The 20,317-nt window shown below is 69.8% G+C and carries 17 protein-coding genes and 4 pseudogenes; 12 read left to right on the top strand and 9 right to left on the bottom strand.

Translation table 11 applies throughout. From position 1 onward, the window contains the following. Nucleotides 1–47 precede the first annotated feature (47 nt). The 5 genes and pseudogenes from ACWGIU_RS03340 (at nt 48) to ACWGIU_RS03320 (ending at nt 4,197) form a co-directional block, all read left to right on the top strand. The gene (locus tag ACWGIU_RS03340; RefSeq protein ID WP_453701966.1) at nt 48–602 is read left to right on the top strand and encodes a hypothetical protein; all 555 of its coding nucleotides are present in this window, start codon (nt 48–50) and stop codon (nt 600–602) included. A gap of 86 nt (nt 603–688) precedes the next feature. Then, on the top strand, nt 689–2,011 hold the full coding sequence (locus ACWGIU_RS03335; RefSeq protein ID WP_453701965.1) for a UDP-glucose dehydrogenase family protein: 1,323 nt from the start codon (nt 689–691) through the stop codon (nt 2,009–2,011). A 61-nt stretch (nt 2,012–2,072) separates the two neighbouring features. Beyond that, complete coding sequence (locus ACWGIU_RS03330) at nt 2,073–2,540, top strand: GNAT family N-acetyltransferase (protein WP_453701964.1); 468 nt, start codon at nt 2,073–2,075, stop codon at nt 2,538–2,540. Nucleotides 2,541–2,611: 71 nt separating this feature from the next. Then, nucleotides 2,612–3,456, top strand: a pseudogene (locus tag ACWGIU_RS03325) (SDR family oxidoreductase). Between the two features lie 96 nt (nt 3,457–3,552). Next, nucleotides 3,553–4,197: a CBS domain-containing protein gene (locus ACWGIU_RS03320; protein WP_453701963.1), complete on the top strand. Its 645-nt coding sequence runs from the start codon at nt 3,553–3,555 to the stop codon at nt 4,195–4,197. 1,337 nt (nt 4,198–5,534) lie between these two features. Here ACWGIU_RS03320 and ACWGIU_RS03315 read toward each other — a convergent pair. Beyond that, the gene (locus ACWGIU_RS03315) at nt 5,535–6,527 is read right to left on the bottom strand and encodes an immunity 49 family protein (protein ID WP_453701962.1); all 993 of its coding nucleotides are present in this window, start codon (nt 6,525–6,527) and stop codon (nt 5,535–5,537) included. Nucleotides 6,528–7,122: 595 nt separating this feature from the next. On the opposite strand from ACWGIU_RS03315, the gene ACWGIU_RS03310 reads away from it, so the two are divergent. The 3 genes and pseudogenes from ACWGIU_RS03310 to ACWGIU_RS03300 all read left to right on the top strand — a co-directional run bounded on the left by ACWGIU_RS03310 (nt 7,123) and on the right by ACWGIU_RS03300 (nt 8,451). Then, nucleotides 7,123–7,518: a hypothetical protein gene (locus tag ACWGIU_RS03310; RefSeq protein WP_453701961.1), complete on the top strand. Its 396-nt coding sequence runs from the start codon at nt 7,123–7,125 to the stop codon at nt 7,516–7,518. 3 nt (nt 7,519–7,521) lie between these two features. Continuing rightward, a pseudogene (locus ACWGIU_RS03305) lies at nt 7,522–8,083 on the top strand (IS5 family transposase); the annotation flags it as partial. A gap of 74 nt (nt 8,084–8,157) precedes the next feature. Next, nucleotides 8,158–8,451: a hypothetical protein gene (locus tag ACWGIU_RS03300; protein WP_453701960.1), complete on the top strand. Its 294-nt coding sequence runs from the start codon at nt 8,158–8,160 to the stop codon at nt 8,449–8,451. Between the two features lie 353 nt (nt 8,452–8,804). Here ACWGIU_RS03300 and ACWGIU_RS03295 read toward each other — a convergent pair. Next, nucleotides 8,805–8,930: pseudogene (locus ACWGIU_RS03295) on the bottom strand (SPFH domain-containing protein); the annotation flags it as partial. A gap of 577 nt (nt 8,931–9,507) precedes the next feature. Here ACWGIU_RS03295 and ACWGIU_RS03290 point away from each other — a divergent pair. Then, nucleotides 9,508–9,876, top strand: a complete 369-nt coding sequence (locus ACWGIU_RS03290; RefSeq protein WP_453701959.1) for a hypothetical protein — start codon at nt 9,508–9,510, stop codon at nt 9,874–9,876. Nucleotides 9,877–10,155: 279 nt separating this feature from the next. On the opposite strand, the gene ACWGIU_RS03285 is transcribed toward ACWGIU_RS03290, so the two are convergent. Next, nucleotides 10,156–10,431: a hypothetical protein gene (locus tag ACWGIU_RS03285; protein WP_453701958.1), complete on the bottom strand. Its 276-nt coding sequence runs from the start codon at nt 10,429–10,431 to the stop codon at nt 10,156–10,158. Nucleotides 10,432–10,481: 50 nt separating this feature from the next. Then, nucleotides 10,482–12,908 carry a SpoIIE family protein phosphatase gene (locus ACWGIU_RS03280; RefSeq protein WP_453701957.1) on the bottom strand — a complete coding sequence of 809 codons (2,427 nt, stop codon included), beginning with the start codon at nt 12,906–12,908 and terminating at the stop codon, nt 10,482–10,484. Nucleotides 12,909–13,187: 279 nt separating this feature from the next. On the opposite strand from ACWGIU_RS03280, the gene ACWGIU_RS03275 reads away from it, so the two are divergent. Together ACWGIU_RS03275 and ACWGIU_RS03270 are read left to right on the top strand one after the other, a co-directional pair. Further along, a complete protein-coding gene (locus tag ACWGIU_RS03275) occupies nt 13,188–14,156 on the top strand; it encodes a Mu transposase domain-containing protein (protein WP_453701956.1) in 969 nt (322 codons plus the stop codon). 82 nt (nt 14,157–14,238) lie between these two features. After that, complete coding sequence (locus tag ACWGIU_RS03270; protein WP_453701955.1) at nt 14,239–14,943, top strand: hypothetical protein; 705 nt, start codon at nt 14,239–14,241, stop codon at nt 14,941–14,943. A 41-nt stretch (nt 14,944–14,984) separates the two neighbouring features. Here the strand turns inward: ACWGIU_RS03270 and ACWGIU_RS03265 are convergent, their stop codons facing one another. Both ACWGIU_RS03265 and ACWGIU_RS03260 read right to left on the bottom strand, forming a co-directional pair. Beyond that, nucleotides 14,985–15,911, bottom strand: a complete 927-nt coding sequence (locus ACWGIU_RS03265; RefSeq protein WP_453701954.1) for an Imm49 family immunity protein — start codon at nt 15,909–15,911, stop codon at nt 14,985–14,987. 355 nt (nt 15,912–16,266) lie between these two features. Beyond that, nucleotides 16,267–17,505 carry an FAD-dependent oxidoreductase gene (locus ACWGIU_RS03260; RefSeq protein WP_453701953.1) on the bottom strand — a complete coding sequence of 413 codons (1,239 nt, stop codon included), beginning with the start codon at nt 17,503–17,505 and terminating at the stop codon, nt 16,267–16,269. 96 nt (nt 17,506–17,601) lie between these two features. Here ACWGIU_RS03260 and ACWGIU_RS03255 point away from each other — a divergent pair, with 96 nt between their 5' ends. Further along, nucleotides 17,602–18,618: a helix-turn-helix transcriptional regulator gene (locus ACWGIU_RS03255; RefSeq protein WP_453701952.1), complete on the top strand. Its 1,017-nt coding sequence runs from the start codon at nt 17,602–17,604 to the stop codon at nt 18,616–18,618. 361 nt (nt 18,619–18,979) lie between these two features. On the opposite strand, the pseudogene tpg reads toward ACWGIU_RS03255, so the two are convergent. The 3 genes and pseudogenes from tpg to ACWGIU_RS03240 all read right to left on the bottom strand — a co-directional run. After that, nucleotides 18,980–19,246: pseudogene (tpg, locus tag ACWGIU_RS03250) on the bottom strand (telomere-protecting terminal protein Tpg); the annotation flags it as partial. 291 nt (nt 19,247–19,537) lie between these two features. After that, nucleotides 19,538–20,062 (bottom strand): hypothetical protein, encoded by a 525-nt coding sequence (locus tag ACWGIU_RS03245; protein ID WP_453701951.1) that lies wholly within the window; start codon nt 20,060–20,062, stop codon nt 19,538–19,540. Nucleotides 20,063–20,075: 13 nt separating this feature from the next. Further along, entirely contained in the window at nt 20,076–20,198 is a 123-nt protein-coding gene (locus ACWGIU_RS03240) for a NucA/NucB deoxyribonuclease domain-containing protein (RefSeq protein ID WP_453701950.1), read from the bottom strand. Nucleotides 20,199–20,317: the final 119 nt, after the last annotated feature.

Here is a 20,317-nt window from a genome sequence, read left to right as displayed (position 1 = left end):
ACGAGGCGGGGATTCCGCCGCTGCACCGGCTCCACGAGATGTACCACGTGAATGAGATCGAGGACGAGCAGCTGCGCAAGGGCTTCACGTTCGTCCTCGCGCCGGGCCGGGACCCGCTGCTCGCGGAGATGTTCCTGAACACCGAGGACAAGGTCGGCGAGCTGTCGGACATGTACCGGGCGTGCTTCAACGCGGAGGTCACCCCGGCCCTGGAGGCGCTCAAGCGGATGGAGGAGGCCGGGCACATGGTCGGCCCGTTCATCACGAACAACTTCGACGCGCTCGGCGCCCGCGCCGGGTTCCAGGAGGAGTTCATGCGCCGCTACGACCAGCGGATCCCGCCGGTCACCTTCCACCCCGACGCGAAGGCGCTGGTCGTGATCGGGCTGCACGCCGACCGGCGGTGGGTGGCCAAGCGGGCCCGCGCGGCCGGACTGAAGGTGTTCCTCGTCGACCCGGAGGGATTCCCCCGTCCGGACGGCACCTGGTTCGACTATCCGCTGGAGGCCCCGCGGAGCGGTGACGTGGTCGTACGGCAAACGGCCGCCGTCGCGATCAGTGAGCTGGAGCGGCTGCTGATCCCCCACGCGACCAGCGCGTGAAATCCGGGGACGGGGAACGGCGCTAGCCTCTGGGCTCGTTCCCCGGCCCCGCCACACGGTGCCCCTCCCAGGATGAGAGTCAAGGAATGCGCGTTTCAGTGATCGGCTGCGGACACCTCGGCATCCCGCACGCGGCGGCGATGGCCGAACTGCGCCACGAAGTCGTCGGCGTGGACGTCGACCAGGCCAAGGTGGACAGCCTCAACTCAGGCCAGTGCCCCATCTACGAGACCGGCCTCCCCGAGCTACTCGCCTCCCACACCGCGAGCGGGCGACTGCGGTTCACCACCGACATCCGCGAGGCCGCGGTCTTCGCCGAGATGCACTTCATCGGCGTCGGCACGCCGATCGACGCGGACGGCCGCTCCTACGACACCGCACAGGTATTCGGCGCCATCCGCCAGCTCGCGCCCCTCCTCGACCGGCCGTGCACGATCGTCGGGAAGTCCACCGTCACCGTGGGCACCACCGTCCAGGTCACCGCCCTCGCCCAGCGCCTGGCCCCGGCCGGCGAGCGCGTCGACGTCGTGTGGAACCCAGAGTTCCTCCGCGAGGGCCACGCCGTCGAGGACACCCTGCGACCGGACCGCATCATCGCCGGCCTCACCACCGTCGAGGCGGAGAAGGCTATCCGTACCGTCTACGCGCCCATCCTGGACACCGGCGTGCCCATCTTCGTCACCGACCCGCAGACCGCCGAACTCGCCAAGGGCGCCGCGAACACCTTCCTCGGCCTGAAGATCAGCTACATCAACGCCGTCGCCGACATGTGCCAGGCCGCAGGCGGTGACGTCTCCCAGATCGTGGAGATCCTCGGGATCGACCCGCGGATCGGCAGCGGCGGGATGCGGCCGGGCATCGGCTACGGCGGCGGCTGCCTCCCCAAGGACGTCCGCGCCTTCACTGCCTCCGCCCGCCAGCTCGGCGCCGACCAGGCCGCCACCCTCCTGCGCGCCGCCGAGAAGATCAACGAGAGCCGCACCGACGTCGCCATGGACCTCATCCGTGAGGCCCTGTGCGGGCACCCGGTCAAGAACGCCAAGATCACCGTGTGGGGCGCCGCGTTCAAGCCCGGCACCAACGACGTCCGGGAAAGCCCGGCGCTCGCGCTCGCCCACGCCCTCCAGCAGGCCGGCGGCAACGTCACCGTTCACGACCCTCAGGCCGTGGCCTCGGCCATGACCCGCAACCCGGAGCTGGACTATACCGACGACCTCGCCGCATCCGTCGAGGGAGCCGAGCTCGTCGTCCTGGCCACTGAATGGCCGGAGTACCGCAGGGCCGACCCCCATGCCCTCGTAGGTCTCCTTGCCGACGCGCTGCTCGTCGACTGCCGCACCACCCTCGACCCCGAGCCCTGGCGCGCGGCAGGCTGGGCCGTCCACCAGCTCGGACGCCCCGGGAAGTAGAGCCGCTCCCCCGCGGTGCAGCCCCGCACCCACCCCCAAGCCCCTGGAAAGGTGCCGCGCCATGACCAGTGACGACGTTCTGCTCCGTCGTGCCGACGACTCCGACGCAGCTCCCGCGGCCGACGTGTGGCTGCGTTCCTTCGCCTCCGCGCTGCCCACCGTGCGCTGCGCCCACGACGAAGCCGACGTGCGCGACTGGTTCGCACGCGTCCTCGTGCCCCAGTACGAGACCTGGGTCGCGGTCCCCGGAAGCGGCGTGGTGGGGGTTATGGTGATCAACGGCGGGGAGCTGAAACAGCTCTACCTCGACCCCACCTGGCGTGGACGGGGCCTCGGCGACCGGTTCATGTCCCTGGCCAAGGAGCGGCGGCCAGACGGGCTGACGCTGTGGACGTTCCAGGTCAACGAACCGGCGCGCCGGTTCTACGAGCGCCACGGCTTCATTGCGGTCGAGCGAACGGACGGGCTGCGCAACGACGAGCGCGAGCCGGACATCCGATACCTCTGGCAACCTCCACCCCCACGCTGACTATGAGAGCGCTCACCCCGGACTCTAGGGTGAGCGCCCTCATCGTCGTGAAGCCGGTCTACCGTGTGGCAATGACAGTTCTGATCGTCGGCGGCAGCGGCTTCCTCGGGACCGAGCTGGTCCGGCAGGCGATAGCGGCAGGGCACACGACCGTCGCGACGTACGCGAACAAGCCCGGCGCCGCCTCCCCCACCACCTGGCGCCATCTCGATCTGCGGGATGCGGGAAGCCTGGACTCCGCCGTGTCCGATATGCGCCCGCATCTCGTCCTCAACGCGTCGAGCGGATCAGCCGACTGGGCGACCACGGCAGCGGGCCCCATCCACCTCGCGATGGCAGCGGCGAGATACGGAACCCGCATGGTCCACGTGTCCAGTGACGCGGTGTTCTCCGGCGCGCACGTCCACTACGACGAATCCAGCCTCCCCGACCCCGTCACCCCTACGGCGCGGCCAAAGCCGCAGCCGAGACCGGCGTCCTCGCCGTGCACCCGAAGGGTGCCGTCGCCCGGACATCGCTGATCATCGGCCACGGGCGGTCCGTCCACGAGAAGGCCGTGCACGAACTCGCCGCCAGCACACGCGACGGCGTGCTGTTCACCGACGACATCCGGTGCCCCGTGCACGTCACCGACCTGGCCGGCGCCCTCCTGGAACTTGCGGCCACCGACGCGACCGGCGTCCACCACCTCGCCAGCCGCGACGCCGTGAGCCGCTACGAGCTGGGGATCCTCATCGCCGAGCGAGACGGACTCGAGGCCTCCCGGCTCCCCACCGGCCTTCGGGCCGACAGCACTCTTCCGTACCGCGCACTCGGCGGCACCGTGGCCGTGAGGCCGCTGGCTCTCCTCGCCAGGTCAAACGTCACTGGTCGCCGGAGCGGCGGGGTGCTGTCATGGGTAGGGAAGACGCGTTGACGAGCAGCAGGGCCTCGGAGGCCGGAGCGCCGCGCGTCGTCCGCCCAGGCGGTCCGACCGCGGCCGCCCCGTCGCCAAATGAAGGAGGCCGACGCCATGCTGCACCGCCGCACGGTCGGTGACGTGATGACCGAGGAGGTCGTCACCCTCCGCCCCAACACACCGGTCCAGGACGTCGTCGGCCTGCTGGACGCGAACGACATCGTCGCGGCCCCGGTCCTTAACGACGACGGCACCCTCGTCGGCGTCGTGTCCGCGTCCGACGTGCTGCGACACGAGACCGGCATGCCCGATCCGCAAGGGCAGGACGGGAACGACGAGGGCGCTTGGGGCAAGGCCCGGGCCCGGACCGCAGGCGCGCTCATGAGCAGCCCCGTCTTCACCGCCCGCCCCGATTGGACGATCACCCGGGCCGCTCGGGAACTTCGCAGTCGGCACGTCAAGCAGCTACCGGTGGTCGGCGACGACGGGCTCCTCACCGGCATCGTCAGCCGCAGCGACCTCCTCGATGCCTTCATCCGCTCAGACGCCGAGATCCGCGGCGAGGTGGAGCAGGACGTCCTGGGGCGCATCCTCGGCCTGGACGAGGGCACCGTCGCGGTCGAGGTTCGGGACGGGGTCGTCACCCTGCGGGGTCACGTTCCGGAACCGCGTCTCGTCCCGGTGGTCGTGGGCCTCTGCCAGGGCGTCGACGGTGTCGTCGCCGTGGACGCCCGCCTCGCCGCCGCCGGGGCGGGCTAAGACGGGGTTACCTGCGCGCCAACAAAGCGCTAACGCTGGCCAAGTAGAGGGTTCTGACTCCCTTCCGCCGGTCTGGCCAAGTGGGTGCTCAGCCATGAGTCAGTGGAACCAAACAACGAGGCGTACGTTCTCGGCTCCGTGGACTTCGCTGAGGATCGCATGACGCTCCAGAACCGGCCCCAGTCGGTGTCGGTCCCTGCGGCCGAGGCGCGGCTGCGTGTGCCAGAGGCGTCGGTCTCCTGCCAGTCCGCGCTGCTCAGCTCAGCCCAGGTCAGCCAGGTGGTCCCGTGCACGTCGTGGGGGCCGCCATAGGCGGTGAACTCACCTCGGAGCCCATCCGAAGCGTCATCCGGGAGGCCACGGCCTTCCGCCAGGGGGCGGAAGCCGACACACGAGGGGGACCGGATGCCGCTGGTCGGCTGCCTGCGCCTGGGCCTCCTGCCGGCCCGCGACTTCCGCCTCGCCTTTGGCCGGCTCGCCGACCCCGCCTGGGCGTACGTCGGGGCTCGGTGTTGAAGCCGATCCCCCGCCGTCCTGGACCGATACCGAAAGCGGCCTGGAGGCGGCGGCAGACGCCATCGTCGAGCTGCTGTTGCACTCGAACGCGCCGACAGCAGGAGCACCGCTCGCTCACTGCCTCCCGCAGCGCCGCCGTCGTACGCACCGGGGCTGCTGCCCGCCGATGTGCAGGAGATGGCCGCGTACTACCTCGCCAAGGCGCACCGCCGCCTCCGCCCACGCCGACGCCGCAGTGTCGGAGCACCAGGCGGCAGCGCTGGGGCATTCGCGGCGCACAGTGGTGACGCGGTGCGCTCCCTGCGCTCCTACCAGCTCAACGACACCACCCACTCCCTGAAGAACAACACCACACCCTGCGGCGCGCAAGGAGGCGTGGGCTCGCCGCGCTCCGGTCCTACCGGCAAGCCACCGGGCACCTCGCGCCCCGGCAGGACGCCGTGTGGGGCGAAAGCGAGGCAATGGTGCCCACGGGCCGACCTCCGCCGTAAGGGCGGCCTCGGGAAGGACCCGGAGCCGGCGGCGGAACGCGCGAAGCAGCTGACCGCGATCGACCAGGACTGGAACTGCCCGTGGCCGCTGGACTGGCAGCGGCACCACCGCATCCGCGCCCCGACGCGGCCCGGGGGGCTCGGCGCCGTCGGGGCTACGGGGGTCGCAGGGCGTGGAGATTCGGCAGATGGCGTTCGCCGACGTGGGGCAGGGTGGTCTTCCGTCCTTGACTATCGCACAGACGTACGCACTGTCTCGGTGGGGACGAGTCCGTCTCCACGACGATGTCCTGAATGTCGGGCCAGACCCACTTTCGCACCTCGGGTAGCCTACTTGGCGGCCCAGCAGCCCAAATTGTTCCGGTTCCCCTCCGCCGCCCGGCGCGGCGTGTCCGGCGATCCCAGCAGACCGTACGGCAGATACCCGGACCGGACCGCGAGTTCCCACCCATGGACCTGGACGGCGAGGCAGGCCAGGGCGAGGGTGCCGAGGGGGAGGAGGGACCGGGGCGCGGGATCACCGGCATCGGCCTCGACGCTCTCCCGGTACGCGACCAGCCGGGCGACGAGGGCGTCCTCGAAGGCATGCTGGTCGTCGTTGAGGAGTACGCGGAGCAGCCGCTGGTCCGCGCTCAGCGCGTCGCCGACCTCGTCGAGCCGCTGGGCGGCCTCCGTGCGTTCCCCGGCGTCCGGCTTGCGCAGCGGAACTGTAGGCCAGTCGCGGGGCAGATGCCCGGCCGCCTCGGTGAGATAGGGGCACAGGGCGTCCATGGCGGCGAGGTCGGCGGGGTCGGAGACGGAGGTGTACCGGTTGTAGGGCACGCCGTCACGGATGGCGGGCGCGTAGTCACCGCGCAGCAGCAGCCCGGTGACCCGCTCCCAGTCCCACACCTGCCCGCTGACGACACACATCTCGAACATGTCGAGCCAGGTCCGCGCGGTGGGCGCCTCGTTGACGACGTCCCGGAAGGTGATGGGCCCGTCCCCGAACTCGTCGTCGTCCGGGTCCGTGCTGATCCGCTCCCCGAGGAGGGGGAACCGGAGTTCCTGGTCCCCGCTCGGGAAGCACATGATGCTCAGCACTCCGTGTACACACTCCGCGGCGGTGACGGCGACCGTGCCGGCCGCAGCGTCGAGCCCCGGCTCCGTCACCGTTCGCGCGGCGACATGGTCGAGCAGTTCGTCCGCCATGGCCCGGATCAGCGTCGGCGAGATGCTGCCGTACCGCAGCGAGTGCCACCGCGTGTAGGCCCGCCCGTCGATGTCGTCGAGCGCCTCGGCCAACCGCTGCTCGCTGACCTGATGGCATGTCACATTCCGCACGTACCCCGTCCCTTCATGAACTCCACGACTGGACGAAGCACGTTAGCAACGGGCACTGACAGCACTCAGGCCGCCTCTTCCGGATCTTGCCTGGCCCGCTTGCCGGATACCGCTGGATGAATGGCACCGAAGCCGTGGATACTGGGCTGCCGCAGGTGAGGACCGTTGATGACAAGGGGACTTGAGGGTGATGGCAACACAGGAACAGGCAGGTTCAACGCCGCCGCCTCCTCCTCCTCATCCTCCGTCGTACCCGCCGTCGACGCCGAGCTCAGTGCCTCCCCGGTGGGCATGGTGGGTCGGGGGGATCGCGATTCCGTTGCTGGGCATCGTGGTGAGTGTGATCGTGAGCGGCGGCCATGATGCCGCACCCCCCGCCTCCACTTCCGTCGCCGGTCCGCAGACAGGCGTCGCCACACCGCCCCGTACGGACCTTGCTTCTCCTGCTCCCAGCCGCACTGCGACTTCAGGCCCGAGCGGATCCGCCGTACCGCCGGCGGAGATCGACCTCACGCCCCCGGACGGACACGGCCCGGCGCGTAAGGCGACATGGGGTCTCGCGCCCGCGCCGTGCACGCAGCACGAGCAGCAGCTGGTGGACCTTGACACCGGCGAGAGCCGCGTCGAGCAGGAACGCAACGGGGCGGTGGAGAAACCCGGCGGGGCCGAGCTGTTGTACTGGCCGGACACCTGCACCGGGATAGGGGACTACGTGCTGCGGGCTCTGCCGAACACCCGCGTGGGCCTCCTGCGACCAGACGCTCCCCGCACCGCCGAGGCGTGCAAGGCCGCCGCGGGCACCGGCTTCGCCGCCCTGCCCCTGTCCGAAAAGCTGGATACCAAGGAGCGAGGCTTCACCGTCGGTGCCGCCATATGCGCGGTGACCGCCGACGGCGCCGTGGCCATGGCAGTGATCGACCACATGAGCGGAGGATCAACGGTCGACGTTTCGGTCAGCGGCAACCTCTACGTGTGGCCACAGGCCCGCTAGCTTCAGCACGCGGCCGGGGCCCGCAAGAAGAAGCCACCCATCCCGAAAAAAGGACCACGCCCGGCACCACCGCCCCGACGAAGGACTCGGACGGTCCCGGGGCGGTCTGACCTGCAAAATCCATCTGGCCGGTGAGGGTGGATGCCGGCCCATGGCCTTCGTGGTCACGCCCGGCCAGTGGGGTGACGCGCCGCAGATGATCGAGGTCATCGAACGCATCGCCGTTCCTCGACCGCAGGGCGGACGGCCGCGCACCCGGCCGGACCACCTCGGCGGCGACAAGGCATACAGCTCACGCCGCAACCGCCGCTACCTGCGAAGACGCCAGATCAAGCACACCATCCCCGAGCCAAAGGACCAGCGGGCCAACCGCACAAGACGCGGGAGCAAGGGCGGCCGGCCCACCGGCTTCGACAGCGAGATCTACAAACGCCGCAACGAGGTCGAGCGCACGATCAACCGGCTCAAGAACTCGCGGGCCGTCGCCACCCGCTACGACAAGAGGGTCTACGTCTTCCACGGCACTGTCACCGTCGCCGCAATCCGGCTCTGGCTCCGCCCGTGAGATGCGCCCTCCACCTGGCTACGCCCAGAAATCCTTAGTCCCCAGCAGCGTTCGTCCCATACGGTGCCGAATACATGACGGCACTTGCATCCTTCACCTTCGTGCGCCACATCGACGGGCTCCGCTACCACTTCGAACGCGACGGCGAGCACTACGGCCGCCCCGCCTATCGCCGAACGGACGGGAACGTGTGGTGTGTCTGGTCGCCGACCGACGGCTGGCACTGCGAGATCGCTGACGGCCTTGTGACTGCTCATCCCCTCAACAGCCACGCTGATGAACCCGAACCCCCGGCCACGGTCTGGCGCAGCTTTAAAAACGACCGCTCCTACCTCTACGACCTCCGGCCCCTTGCCCCCGAAGCCTGATCCGCCGGACAGTGCATAGCAGCCCCTGTTGTGCGGCGCCGTCGATCCGAAGGCGGCGTTCCGGGTGGGAGCGTCGAGAGCGGAGGCGGCCCCGGCCGTACTGCGTCCCGCTTGGGGACCGCGCCCTGTCCCGCGCACTCCATTCCGGCACGGGCCAGGAGGAGCCCTAAGCGGTTACGACGAAGTCAGGTGCTGATCCTTTCCGCTGCGGATCCCGCGACCAGCTGTACGGCCCGGGATCGGCAGCGCACCTCACCGCATCCGCTTTGTCCGTCCGGGTTGCTGGTCGTTAAATGGTTGAAGACTGCCCAGTCTCCTTAAGCGTCGGGATGGAGATCTTCAGCATCCTTGAGGGCGTCGTATGCCTCCTTCCGGGTTCGCCAAGCCACAGCATCGCCCTCAGCTCGGATGGCTGCGGCCCTAGCTTCGCCCTCGGCGCGAAGAATGGCTGCCTGTTTCTCAGCCTCGGCAGCGAGCAGTAGAGAGTGGTGCGCCTGATCTGCGCTGACCACCTCCGCGCTACCTTCGCTATTCGCTTGGGGCGGCGACGTCTCAGCTTCCGCATCGTCCCTGTTGCCTACTTGCAGCGACGGCTGGTCGAGTCTCAGGAAGTCCGGTACGGGGAGGCCGACCATCGCGCGTGTCGCGAGAACATCTGGCGCATCTGCGGGGACATCTCGCCTGGCGTGCGCACCTGGTAGGTAGGTGCGCACCACGTACGCAGGGTCATCGCGCCGCCGTGCGATAAAGACCCGTGTCGGCAGGGCCCAACTATCAGATGCGAGGGCGCGGACATCATCGGTGGGCAACCCGTGGCGGTGGCCTGGGTGTGACGTGGCCCGGGAGCGGGCTGCTCTTCGGGACGGGGCCGGCTATCGGGGCGAGCTGTCGCCAGGTGTTGGCGCCGACCTGCGCGAGGATCACGGTGACGAACTGTTCGCCTCCAGCAGCTCACCGGCCTCGACGCCGCGGAGCTCGGCCGCAGCAAGGAGGCCCGGCAGATGCTCCGCGCTCCAGGACCTCGGCCCGGCCGATGCACAGGAGGAGACCGGCCCAGTGGACCTCGGCACGATCGGCGGCCGCGCGTGGCGGCTGGAGCCCGACCCCGCCTACCTGGGCGCCTACCACGTGCTCGCCGACCGCACCGAGGTCGGCGCCATCGCCCCCGTCCGCCGCAAGACCGACACCGTCCGGTGGACGGCCGGCCACCGGCGGCGGGCCCTCGGGCGCGGCCCGGCCCACGCCGGCCGGGACACCGCCGCCCGCGCCGTGATTACGGCGGAGGACGCCTGGGTGCCGCTGCCGGCCCTGGACGACGAGACCTACCTGCGCATCCCGGCTTGGCTGCGCTCCAAGCTCTACGGCGCAGCCGGGCGGGTCGACGTACGCCGTGGCCGGCTCGCCCAGATCCAACCCGGTGCCTAGCGCCAGCAGCTCCACGCCGCACTCCAGCCAGGCCCGGCGGAGCGCCAGCGGCCGGATCCGCGGCCAGCACCTGGCTGTCCTGCTCGACGCCGCCCGGAGGACCTCGGTGCCCCTGGCTACGCAGCGGCCGATCGACTGTATGACGTGATCCAGGACATCCGCGCCATCCTCCTGACCAGGGCGGACACCGCCTGACGGCGGCCCGACCGCTTGGTCTGCTGTGGCTCCCGGCAAGTTCGGGCACTGGCAACACATCGCTGACCTGGGTCAGCTCGACGCTCACCCCTGCGGCAACAGTCCCGTCGTGCGCAGCCGAGCCACCGTCTGCGCCGAGTTTGCGCGGGGCGGCTGAGCCGCCATCGCCGACAGCAGACCGTCCCAGGCGTCGGGGCGTCCCGCGTCCACGGCCGACCGGTACCCGGCGCATGCCTCGGGTGTCCGTCCCTGGTCCAGGTACAGGGCGCCGAGCGCGGTGTACGCCTCCGTGTCACCGGCTTCACAGCCGCAGACGTAGGCGCGCTCAGCTGCGGCGGTGTCGCCGAGCTGGTCACGCACACGACCCAATGCCGTCCAGGCATCGGAGGCGCCCTATCGCGGAGGCCCGGCTACGGCAGGAGAAGCTCGGTCCACACGGTCTTGCCGTCGCTGGCGTAGCGAGTGCCCCAGCGTTCGGTGAGCTGGGCTACGAGGAAGAGGCCGCGTCCGCCTTCGTCAGTGCTGCGGGCGCGCCGCAGATGGGGCGACGTGCTGCTGCCGTCCGAAACCTCGCAGATCAGGCAGCCGTCGCGGATCAGTCGCAGGACCACCGGTGCCCCGCCGTAGCGGTAGGCGTTGGTGACCAGCTCGCTGACGACCAATTCGGCGGTGAAGGCCAGCTCGTCGAGCCCCCACTCGGCCAGCGTGGCCGCAGTAATCTCGCGGGCCCGGGCGGCGGCGGTGGGCTCCGCAGGAAGATCCCAGGATGCCACGTCCTGCGCGGCGAGTATCCGAGTCCGCGCGATGAGCAGCGCGACGTCGTCGTCGGACATCTCCGGCAGCAGGGCCTCCTCGACCGCCTTGCAGGTCTTCTCCAACGGCTGTGCGGGACGGACCAGTGCCTCGCGGAGCCGCAGCAGCCCCACGTCGATATCGCGGTCCCGAGCTCGGATGAGTCCGTCGGTGTAAAGAACCAGTAGGCTGCCCGCGTCGAGCTGCAATTCGGCGGACTCGAAGGGCAGCCCGCCCAGGCCCAACGGAGGCCCTGGGGGCAGGTCGGGAAGGCTGAAGCGGCCGTCCGGAGTCACCACGGCGGGCGGCAGGTGGCCGGCCCTCGCCATCGTGCACTGCCCGGTGACGGGGTCGTACACCGCATAAAGGCAGGTCGCGCCGACGATCTGCTGAGCCTGCGAACCTCCGAGGGGCGACTCCTGTTCGTCGGCCAGACGGTTCACCAGGTCGTCCAAATGGGAGAGCACTTCGTCCGGTGCGAGCTCCTGGTTGGCCAGGGTGTGCACGGCGGTGCGCAGTCGGCCCATGGTGGCCGCGGCGTGCAGGCCGTGGCCGACCACATCGCCCACGACCAGGGCGACACGGGCGCCGGAGAGCGTGATGACGTCGAACCAGTCCCCACCGATGCCTGCGGCCGGATCGGCCGGCAGGTAGCGATGAGCGACTTCGACGGCACGGTGTTCGGGCAGTCCACGCGGCAGCAAGCTGCGCTGCAGCGTCAGCGCGGCCTGCTGCTGCTGGGTATAGCGGCGGGCGTTGTCGATGCAGACGGCGGCGCGGGCCGCGAACTCCTCGGCGAGGGTGAGGTCGTCCTCCTCGAACGGTTCGGGCCGCCAAGCCCGCCACAGGCTGACCACGCCCAGCAGCAGGCCACGGGCTTTCAGCGGCACCACGATCAGCGAGTGGGCCCTCAGGGCGATCGCGCGCCTGGAACGCTCCGGGTCATGGAAGTACCAGCCGGGGCTGGTCTCCAGCTCGGCTTCGATGGCCGGCAGCTGGTCGATGAGGCACCTGGCCTGAGGCGTGCGGTGATCGAAGTGGAAGACCTCGGCGACCGGGTACATCACATCGAGAGCCTCCTGCCTGACCGATTGGATCGCCATCCTGCGCACGGGACCGGACGTCTTCTGAGCAGGCTCCTCGCCACGGATCACGGGCTCGAGCAGGTCCACCGAGACCGCGTCTGCCAGATCGGGGACGGCCACGTCGACCAGCTCCCGGGCTGTCTGCGCCACGTCCAGGGTTGTGCCGATCTGGGCGCTCGCCCGATTGAGCAGCGCGAGTCGGCGCCGGGCGCGGTATCGGTCGGTGACGTCCTCCACCATCTGGGTGACTCCGAGGACCCGGCCCGATCGGTCCTGCATCCGGAAGGCCGAGACCGCCACCATCCGCTCACGGTCGGGATCCCGTCGCAGACGGCAGGCCTGCTCGGTGAAGACCAGGGGCTCGCCGGTCTCCAGGACCCGTCGAAGCCGTCCCTCGATCGTCTCCACGTCAGGTCCGATCAGGAAGTCACTGGTATGACGACCACGGTGCTGTTCGACCGGAAGCCCGCTGAACCAGGCGATCGGCTTGTTGACCCGCAGGATACTCAGGTCGGGAGCGTGCACGGAGAGACCGATCGGGGAGCGCCGGAAAAGGCCGTCCAGTACGGACCGGTCCGTCTCCCACTGGACCACCTGATCCGCGGGTGCCGCGACCAGGAACCATTCGCAACGCTGGTCGCCCCGGGTCACGGCACGGGCGCGGAATCCCAGCTCCACCCTCCGTCCATCGCGGTGGAGTACCGGCAGCACCCCGTACCAGCCGTGCTCGCGCTCGCACTCCGCCGTCGCGTTCAGAACGACGTCTCGGTCGGCGGGGTGGACCAGGAAGTCGGCTGCAGCACGACCGAGCACCTCCTGCGGACGGTAGCCGAGCAGGCCCTCCGCCCGCTCGCTCCAGCCGACGACGCGGGCACGGCCGTCCATGACCGCCCATCCGGCACGCTCCAGTGCGAACGGATCCTCGGGAGCCTCGCCGAACGCGGGCACCGGGTGGTCCATGTAGCCAGTATCCCCGAGAGCTGATCGTCCGACCTGCCGAGGTCGCGAGAGCCGGGTGAGTGTACGGCATGGCTCCGTCAGGGCAGAACGAACGCGCTGTCGCACCCGTCGACGGATACGACTTGCAGGGCGGGACGGGTGGGGGCCTCGACGGTTTCTGGCCGTCTTCGTCGACCAGCTGTCGGCGTGCACATGAACGTGCCCAGCTCTTGACGTGCCGAGGGTTGCTGCTGGGCAGCCTGCTGCTGGCCTGTTCGGGGTGGCGGAGGGCGGCTCACCGTGGTCTTGGACCCGCAGCGATGCCACGGCTCCCTTGATCAGGATCTCCGACCGGAGCATCGCGTATATGCAAGAGGCCCGGCCCCGAGTCGCGGAAGAACTGGGCATCAGCCCAGGCGAACTGGCCGGCTCCACCGCAGCTTCGAAGTGGTCCCCGGAGCACAGGCCCAAGTCGACTGGGGAGACGAGGGCAAAATCCTCGCCCACGTCGGGATCCCGAAGGTCTACTCGTTCCACATGACCTTGTCCTACTCGCGTGACCCGTTCTGCTGCTTCACCACCAGCCAGGATCTGGCTACGTTCTTCGACTGCCACCGTCAGGCGTTCGCCCACTTTGGCGGGGTGCCGATGTCGATCGTCTACGACCGCACCAGGACCGTCGTCCGCCGGCATGTCGCACCGGGCGAGGCGGTCCCTCTGCATCCGGAAGCGGTCGGGTTCGGCGGGCACTACGACTTCGACATCGACGTCTTGGCCGCCTACCGCCCCACGGGGAAAGGCCGGGTCGAGCGGCAAGTCCTGATCGTCCGCGACGATGTCCTGGCCGGACGGGCCTTTTCCTCCATCGAGGAACTGGACTCCGCGTTCAATGCCTGGGTGCCGTTGCGCCGAGCCAAGTCCCACGGCACCCACGGTGAGGTCATCGGCCACCGCGCGATCCGCGACCACATGGCCTTGCGGCCGCTGCCGGCGACGCCTTATGTCGTCACTCAGCGGCACCTTCGCCATGTCGGCAAGGACTGCCTGGTCGCCTTCGACGCGAACCTCTACTCGGTGCCGGCCCGCAAAGTCCGCCCGCGTCAGCTGGTGGAGGTCAGGGCGACGAAGTCCCAGATCACTCTGCATGCCACCATGCCGAACGCCGGCGGAGTGACCCTGCTGGCCACCCACCGGCGGGCCCTCGGCCGTGGCGCCTGCGTCGTCGACGAAAGGCACTGGGACGGTCTTCCCGACGGACGGAACCGGTGAACCACCACCGGCGACGTCCTACCCCGGCCCCGGCACCAGGAGGCCCTGGGGTCCGCGCGCGGTCGAGAAGCCCGCCAGGGACGTGGGCGCCTTCGCCAACGGAGGCGGCGGCATCATCGTCATCGGCATCGCGACACGTCCGGAGCACGACGGGGAAGTACTTGACCACATCGTCGGGGTCGAGCCAGCAGCGGTGAACCTGGACCAGATCCGCAAGCTGATCCGCTCCCAGATCACGCCATCGCTGCGCGGGGTTCGGGTCGTCGGCTACTCGTGCACGATCGCCGGACCGGACGGCGACCCGGCCATGAAGGCGTCCGTCATGCTCGCCCTGCCCACCACGATGGATTCCACCATGGTCGCCTGCTCGGACGTTCTGGTCGAGAACCCGCAGGCCTGGGCCGCGGCCGTGGGCGGCGGCTGGGACACGCGGCTTAGCTTCGACGAGGTCCAGGCCGTGCTGCTGAGCACGTGGGAGACGGCTGCCGAGCTGCTGTCCGACCTCGTCGGTGACCCGGCCGGGCTGTCGTGGGCCGCCCCGCCCACCACCGAACTGCGGATGACCTGCGAACAGCCCGCGGACAACGGCGTACTGCCGTCCCTGGACTCGCTCGTCGACCTGGCGTCTCTCGGCACGAACGACGGCGGGACCAGGTCGCGGATGGCCGTCACGATCACCGCCGCGCCGGCCATGGGCCGAGCGGAGCGCCAGAGCCTGCTGCGGGAGGCGCTGGTGCAGATGGCCCGCGAGTTCGGGTACGTCGACGCGGAGGTGGACCTGCTGTAACTCGGCGGCCGGGCAACGACTGTTCTGATCGGCGGGCCGGGTCAGGAGCCGACAGGGGTAGGCGGCTTCAGGAGCGAGGTCGGAAGGTAGGCGGACCTGGTCTGCGGGTCCCAGCCATGAACCTGTACGGCGAGTGCGGCCAAGGCGATCGCGCCGAGGGGAAGCAGAGTTCCGGGGGCGGGATTCTCACCGACACCGGCACAGTGCTGCGCCAGTCGTTCGTCCAAGGCCCGCTCGAAGGCGCTCCGATCGTCGGCGAGCAGGACGCGCAGCAGGCGCTGGTCGGGACTCACCGCGTGGGCGGCGTCCAGTGCGAGGGCAGCGTCCAGTCGCTCATCCGTCGATGGCTTGGTCAGCGTCACCTGTGGCCAGTCTCGGGGCAGGTGGCCACGGGCCGGGGTCAGGTAGGCGCACAGGGCGTCCATGTGTGCGAGGTCGTCCGGTTCGGAGACGGAGTCCCGGCCGGCGTGGGGCAGGTTGTTGTGGAGTGCGGGTGCGAAGTCGCTGCGCAGGACCAGACCGATCGCCCGCTCCCAGTCCTGCACCAGACCGCTGGCGAGGCAGATGTCGAAGGCGTCGATCCATGTGCGGGCAGTAACCGTGTCGGTCGCATCGTGCGTCTCGTCGTAGTCCAGCTCTTCACTGGTCAGACGCGTCCTGGTGAGAGGCAGGGGGATCTCCCAGTCGCCGCCGGGAGTGCAGCCCAGGTCCAGCACGCCCAGGCGGCATTCAGCAGCGGTGGCCAGGGCGAGGCGAGTGCGCTCGTCGTCGAGGTCGGGGTCCTGGGTCGTGCGCGCTGCGACGTGGTCGAGCAGCTCGTGGCCGAGTTCCTCGAGCATCACGCGCATCGGGTAGCCCCGCTGGTAGACGTCCTCGAAACGCTCCTGGACACGGTCCGCCTTGTCACCAAGGGCCTGGTCCAGGCGCTGCTGGTTCACGGGATGGCGTAGCGCGTTGTTGATCTCCATCCGTGCATCCTGTCAGGCGCCACCGACAGCGCCGCTCCACGCTTTCCGTCCGGTATCCGCATCCGACGACGCGGGCCCCGAAGGCATTGTCGGGGTGGGGGCGATCACCCCGTGGCGCTCCAGGGCTGCTCGTCGTCGGACCGGATTACGCGCTGATGTTCTGATCGGGCCCGCTTCAAGCAGGCGGCGCCAAGAGCCGACCAGCGGCCGGCGCCGCCGGAGAGACCGCGGTTCACGCTCGCTCATACCGCCCCAGACGCCGACGAGGACGAGGACGGCGTACCTGCCTGTAACAAATACCTTGCTTCGGCTCATGGTCACGGTCGATGGGCTGAGCTGGGCGTCGCGCGGCTCGTCAGTGACGTAGCCGGGCGGCTGCGGCCAGAATCGGGGTGCTCACGACGGTGGCTGCGGCGCCGAGTGTGGTGTCGGTGGCCAGGATCCACCGGACGGTCTTCATGGCCAGGGTGAGGACTTCGCTGCCGCGCTGGCGCATGCCGGCCTCGAAATGGTCCACGGCGTCGGTGAGGGTGGCGGTGCCGTTAGCGGCGGCGCTGACGTGCGTGAGGAGGCTGGCGGCGTCGCGGATGGCCGCGCCCGCTCCCATTCCGGCGGTGGGCGGTGTGGCGTGGACAGCGTCGCCCAGCGCGGTGATACGACCCGCAGGCCAGGGCGCGAGATCCTCCGCGCGGGTGGAAGCGGCGTTGAAGCGGAATCCGGCCACGCTGTGCGGGTCGGCTCGGGCGATGACCTCGAGCGTGTGCTCGGCCCAGCCCCGCTCAAGGAATCGGCCGAGCAGCGCAGCCTTCAGTTCGCCGCCACGCAGGTCGCGCAGGGAATCGGTGCTGGTGGATTCGGGGAACATGGCGCCCCAGATGTAGGTGGGTCCAGTGGTGACCGACATCCGCAACTCGGGAGCGTCGAGCGCGGTGTTGCCGACCGGGTCAAGGAACCCGACGTAGAGCGCTCCTCCGCGCGGGCCGACCGCCAGCCCCGATCGTGGTCCAAGCCGCTGGTGCTCTCCGGGGCTGAGGTCCTGCCGGAGGGTGCGGCCGGAGAACCCGATGATGCCCGCCGGGCTGTTGGTCGGGCCTCCCGCAAGGTGGCGGGCGACTACCGAGTGGGTGCCGTCCGCGCCCACCACCAGATCCGCTGAGACCGGCGCCCCGTCGGTGAACAGCGCTCGGGGCGCGCCGTGGTCATCGTGGCCGACGCCGGACACGTTGCATCCCAAGTGCAGGCCATCTCCGACGGCTTCGGCTAGCAGCATCCGCAGGGTGATCCGGTCGACGTCGATACTTGCACTGTCGCTGAGGTCCGGCCCGTGGCCCAGCAGCCGGCCGCGGCGATCCCAGAACGCGTCGCGCTCGCGCAGTCGCAGCGCCGACCCCGATGCCAGCAGCCGCTGCATGATTTTCGGTTCCACCAGATCCTTCAGCGCCGACTGCGCCCGCTCATCCAGGGTGATGTGGTAGCCGCCCGTCGCCGCCACATCGGTGTCCCGGTCGAATACCGCCACCTCATACCCCCGGCGTCGCAGCCCCGCCCCCAGTGCAAGCCCGCCGATCCCGCCACCCACCACGACTACCCGCATACCCGGCACTGTCCTTTCCGCCGCTGCTCACTGAACAGAGCCCACCCTGGCACCGGTAGTGGACGCCGAGTGGCCACTACCGGTCATGATGGGACGATGGCGAACACCTCACACCGGGCGTTGCGGCTGTTGTCTCTGCTCGGATCAGGACGGCTGTGGTCGCTGCGCGAGCTCGCCACCCGGCTCGGGGCAAGCGAACGCACTGTCCGCCGCGACATCGAAACCTTGCGCGCGCTCGACTACCCGATCGCTACCGTCCACGGCCCCGATGGCGGCTACCGGCTCGGAGCCGGGCGAACCCTGCCGCCGTTGCTGTTCGACCACGACCAGGCCCTCGCCGTCGCGGTGGCCCTGCAGACCGCGCCAAGCACGATGTTCGGCCTGAGGGACGACGCGGCGCGGGCACTGGCGGCTCTGCACCAGGTCATGCCCCCTGCGCTGCGGGCATCCATGGAATCCCTGCGCCTGACTCGGCTGCAGAACTATTGGGAGTTCCCCGCGCCCCCCATCGACCCGGCCGCCCTCACCGCCGTCGGAACCGCGGTACGCCACCGCCACCTACTCGTCACCGAGACACTGCGTCCCGACGGCACACGCCCCGAACCCAGTGACCCCGACTACCTGCCCGCCCACCGCATTGAGCCACACCACCTGGTCTTCTGGGCCGCCCGGTGGTATCTGGTCGCCTACGACCTCACCGACAATGAATGGCGAGTGCGCCGCGTCGATCGACTGCACCCCCGCCCCACCACACAGTGCTTCACCGCCCGCGCGCTTCCCCACCCCGACCTCGCCCACTTGGTGATGAGCACCCACGACCGCGGCGACACCCCCGCCGTCTGGCAATGTACCGGCACCGCCCGGCTCAACCTGCCCGCTAACATCGTGGCCCGCTGGGCACCGGGCGGCTCCGTCGTGGAACACCTCGACGCCGACTACTGCCGGCTCACTCTCGGCGCCTGGTCCTGGGCCGGCATCGCCGGCATCCTCGCCACCTTCGATACCGAAATCACCGACCTCCACCCACCCGAACTCGTCCACGCATGCCGCCGCCTCACACGCCGATGGGCCACCATTGCCGACACCGAGAACCTCGGTCCTTCTCGTAAATGAGTAGTTCCGAGAGACCACGACCCTCGGCGAACCGTGTCCGGTACCTCGGGGAAATTCACGCCCGGGTGCATCTCGCGGACGTGATCCCCAAGCCCGGGCTATCGCCAGGTCCTGCCGCCCGCCCTCGAGGAGGAGTTCACCGAGGCTCCGCATTACACGCACCGGGCGTACGTCACCGCGCCTGGGGTGCGAAGTGCGAGGGTGGCGTAGCTGCACCAGGCCGAGGTCGAGGGGGTCACGATGCGGCGCCCGGCCGGCGGCCGGTGTGGTGGGCACGGCTACTTCTTCGAACCCGGCTCGGTGGGCGGAGGGGGCGGCGGCGGAGGGGGTGGCGGGACAGGCCGGTTCGGCTGATGACCGTCATCACCGATCGGCGTTCGCGGTCGGCGGCGCCCTGGGCGCGGGCGTCGAAGAGGCGTTGGGCGTAGGCGGGCGGGATGTGGACGGTGAGGCGGCGGACGCGGCCGTCGTCGGTGGTGCCGACGGGTGCGGTGTAGCCGAAGCGGGCCCGGGTCTCGACGGTGATGCCGGTGCTGGTGGCGGCCTCCTTGCGGCGGCGGCCGCGCACCACGGGCTGCCAGCGTGCCCGTACGGCGGTGTCGATGCGCTCCGCGACTCGCTTGGGCGGGTCTGCGGCGTCCGGCAAGCCGCTCATGGGCGGCTACTTCGAAAGCGGGGCCGACATTGCGTCGGCCTCCGCCGGGGCGCTGGTCGCCGGCGGCACCCAGGTGGCGATGGCTGAGGCTTTGGGGATATCGCCGTCCGTCTTCTCGCGCTGGTTGAGCGGGAAGCGCGTCGCCCCGCTGGCGGGGGTGCATGCCATCAGGGCTGTCCTCGAGGCGCGGTCCTTCACGTTCCCCAACGGGTTCTGGGGAGAGCTCCCCCATGTCCGTACCTCGGCGCCTGCCGGTGGGCGTCGTTATTCGTCGTCCTCGGGCTCGGAATCTCTGACGAACCAGAGGTCGAGGATGTAGTGCTCAGCCGTGGAGCACTGTTTCCATGCTGCTCCGATCTGTTCCGCGCCCCATTGCTCATCGACGGCGCGCTGGAGGCACGTGGCGTAGTAGGCGGCCGTGGCGTCTCGTCCGCTCCATGCCGCGTGCCCGTCGTAGACGCCGGGGCGCGGCAGGTCCATCATGCCCGCCGGTCCAAAGGTAAACTGGTTGACGACGAGTTGGCCTGCTTCTGATTCCAGGGTGACAGGGACCGTGCCCTCAGCGTCCTCCGGGGCCTTCTGGGGGTTTTCCCAGACCCTGATGGTGACCTGCACTTCGATGTCGGGCTGAAGGCTGTGCAGGTATAGGTGGTAACCGTTTCCGGCGACTACCTGGGTCCTTGACCGCTGCAACGCCTCGTCGTCGCCGAGGTAGGCGTCAGAGTCGTAGACCTCCACGATCCTGCGGTCCGGTCGGGCGGTAGTGCTGTATTCGGTGATGAGGGACACGGGCGCTCCGTCACTACTCCTCGATCAGCCTGGCCGAGAACCTGTTTCCTGGGGCGGCAACGCCTTCCTTGGTGGAAGAGAAGGGGTACTCGTCGCACTGGAGCCCGTCACCCCACCGTTTTGCGCTGATCGTCATCGGCGGTCACGCCAGGCTGGTCAGCCCCGCCCTGGCACCGCCGCCGTCCTGGCGTCGCGTCGCCTCTCCCCGGCCGATATCGTCTCGCTGGAGTGACACAGCTCCGCCGTCGCCGGCGG

The sequence above is a fragment of the Streptomyces sp. NPDC054840 genome (assembly GCF_053611065.1).
The sequence above is the reverse complement of the archived record's forward strand: the minus strand, read 5'-3'. Positions and strand labels throughout refer to the sequence as shown.

Bases quoted from the DNA above. Each gene is read 5' to 3' on its own strand.
- ACWGIU_RS03335 (WP_453701965.1), top strand. From the start codon at position 689: ATGCGCGTTTCAGTGATCGGCTGCGGACACCTCGGCATCCCGCACGCG.
- ACWGIU_RS03330 (WP_453701964.1), top strand. From the start codon at position 2,073: ATGACCAGTGACGACGTTCTGCTCCGTCGTGCCGACGACTCCGACGCA.
- ACWGIU_RS03320 (WP_453701963.1), top strand. From the start codon at position 3,553: ATGCTGCACCGCCGCACGGTCGGTGACGTGATGACCGAGGAGGTCGTC.
- ACWGIU_RS03300 (WP_453701960.1), top strand. From the start codon at position 8,158: ATGACGGCACTTGCATCCTTCACCTTCGTGCGCCACATCGACGGGCTC.
- ACWGIU_RS03280 (WP_453701957.1), bottom strand. From the start codon at position 12,908: ATGGACCACCCGGTGCCCGCGTTCGGCGAGGCTCCCGAGGATCCGTTC.
- ACWGIU_RS03265 (WP_453701954.1), bottom strand. From the start codon at position 15,911: ATGGAGATCAACAACGCGCTACGCCATCCCGTGAACCAGCAGCGCCTG.
- ACWGIU_RS03260 (WP_453701953.1), bottom strand. From the start codon at position 17,505: ATGCGGGTAGTCGTGGTGGGTGGCGGGATCGGCGGGCTTGCACTGGGG.
- ACWGIU_RS03255 (WP_453701952.1), top strand. From the start codon at position 17,602: ATGGCGAACACCTCACACCGGGCGTTGCGGCTGTTGTCTCTGCTCGGA.
- ACWGIU_RS03240 (WP_453701950.1), bottom strand. From the start codon at position 20,198: ATGACGATCAGCGCAAAACGGTGGGGTGACGGGCTCCAGTGCGACGAG.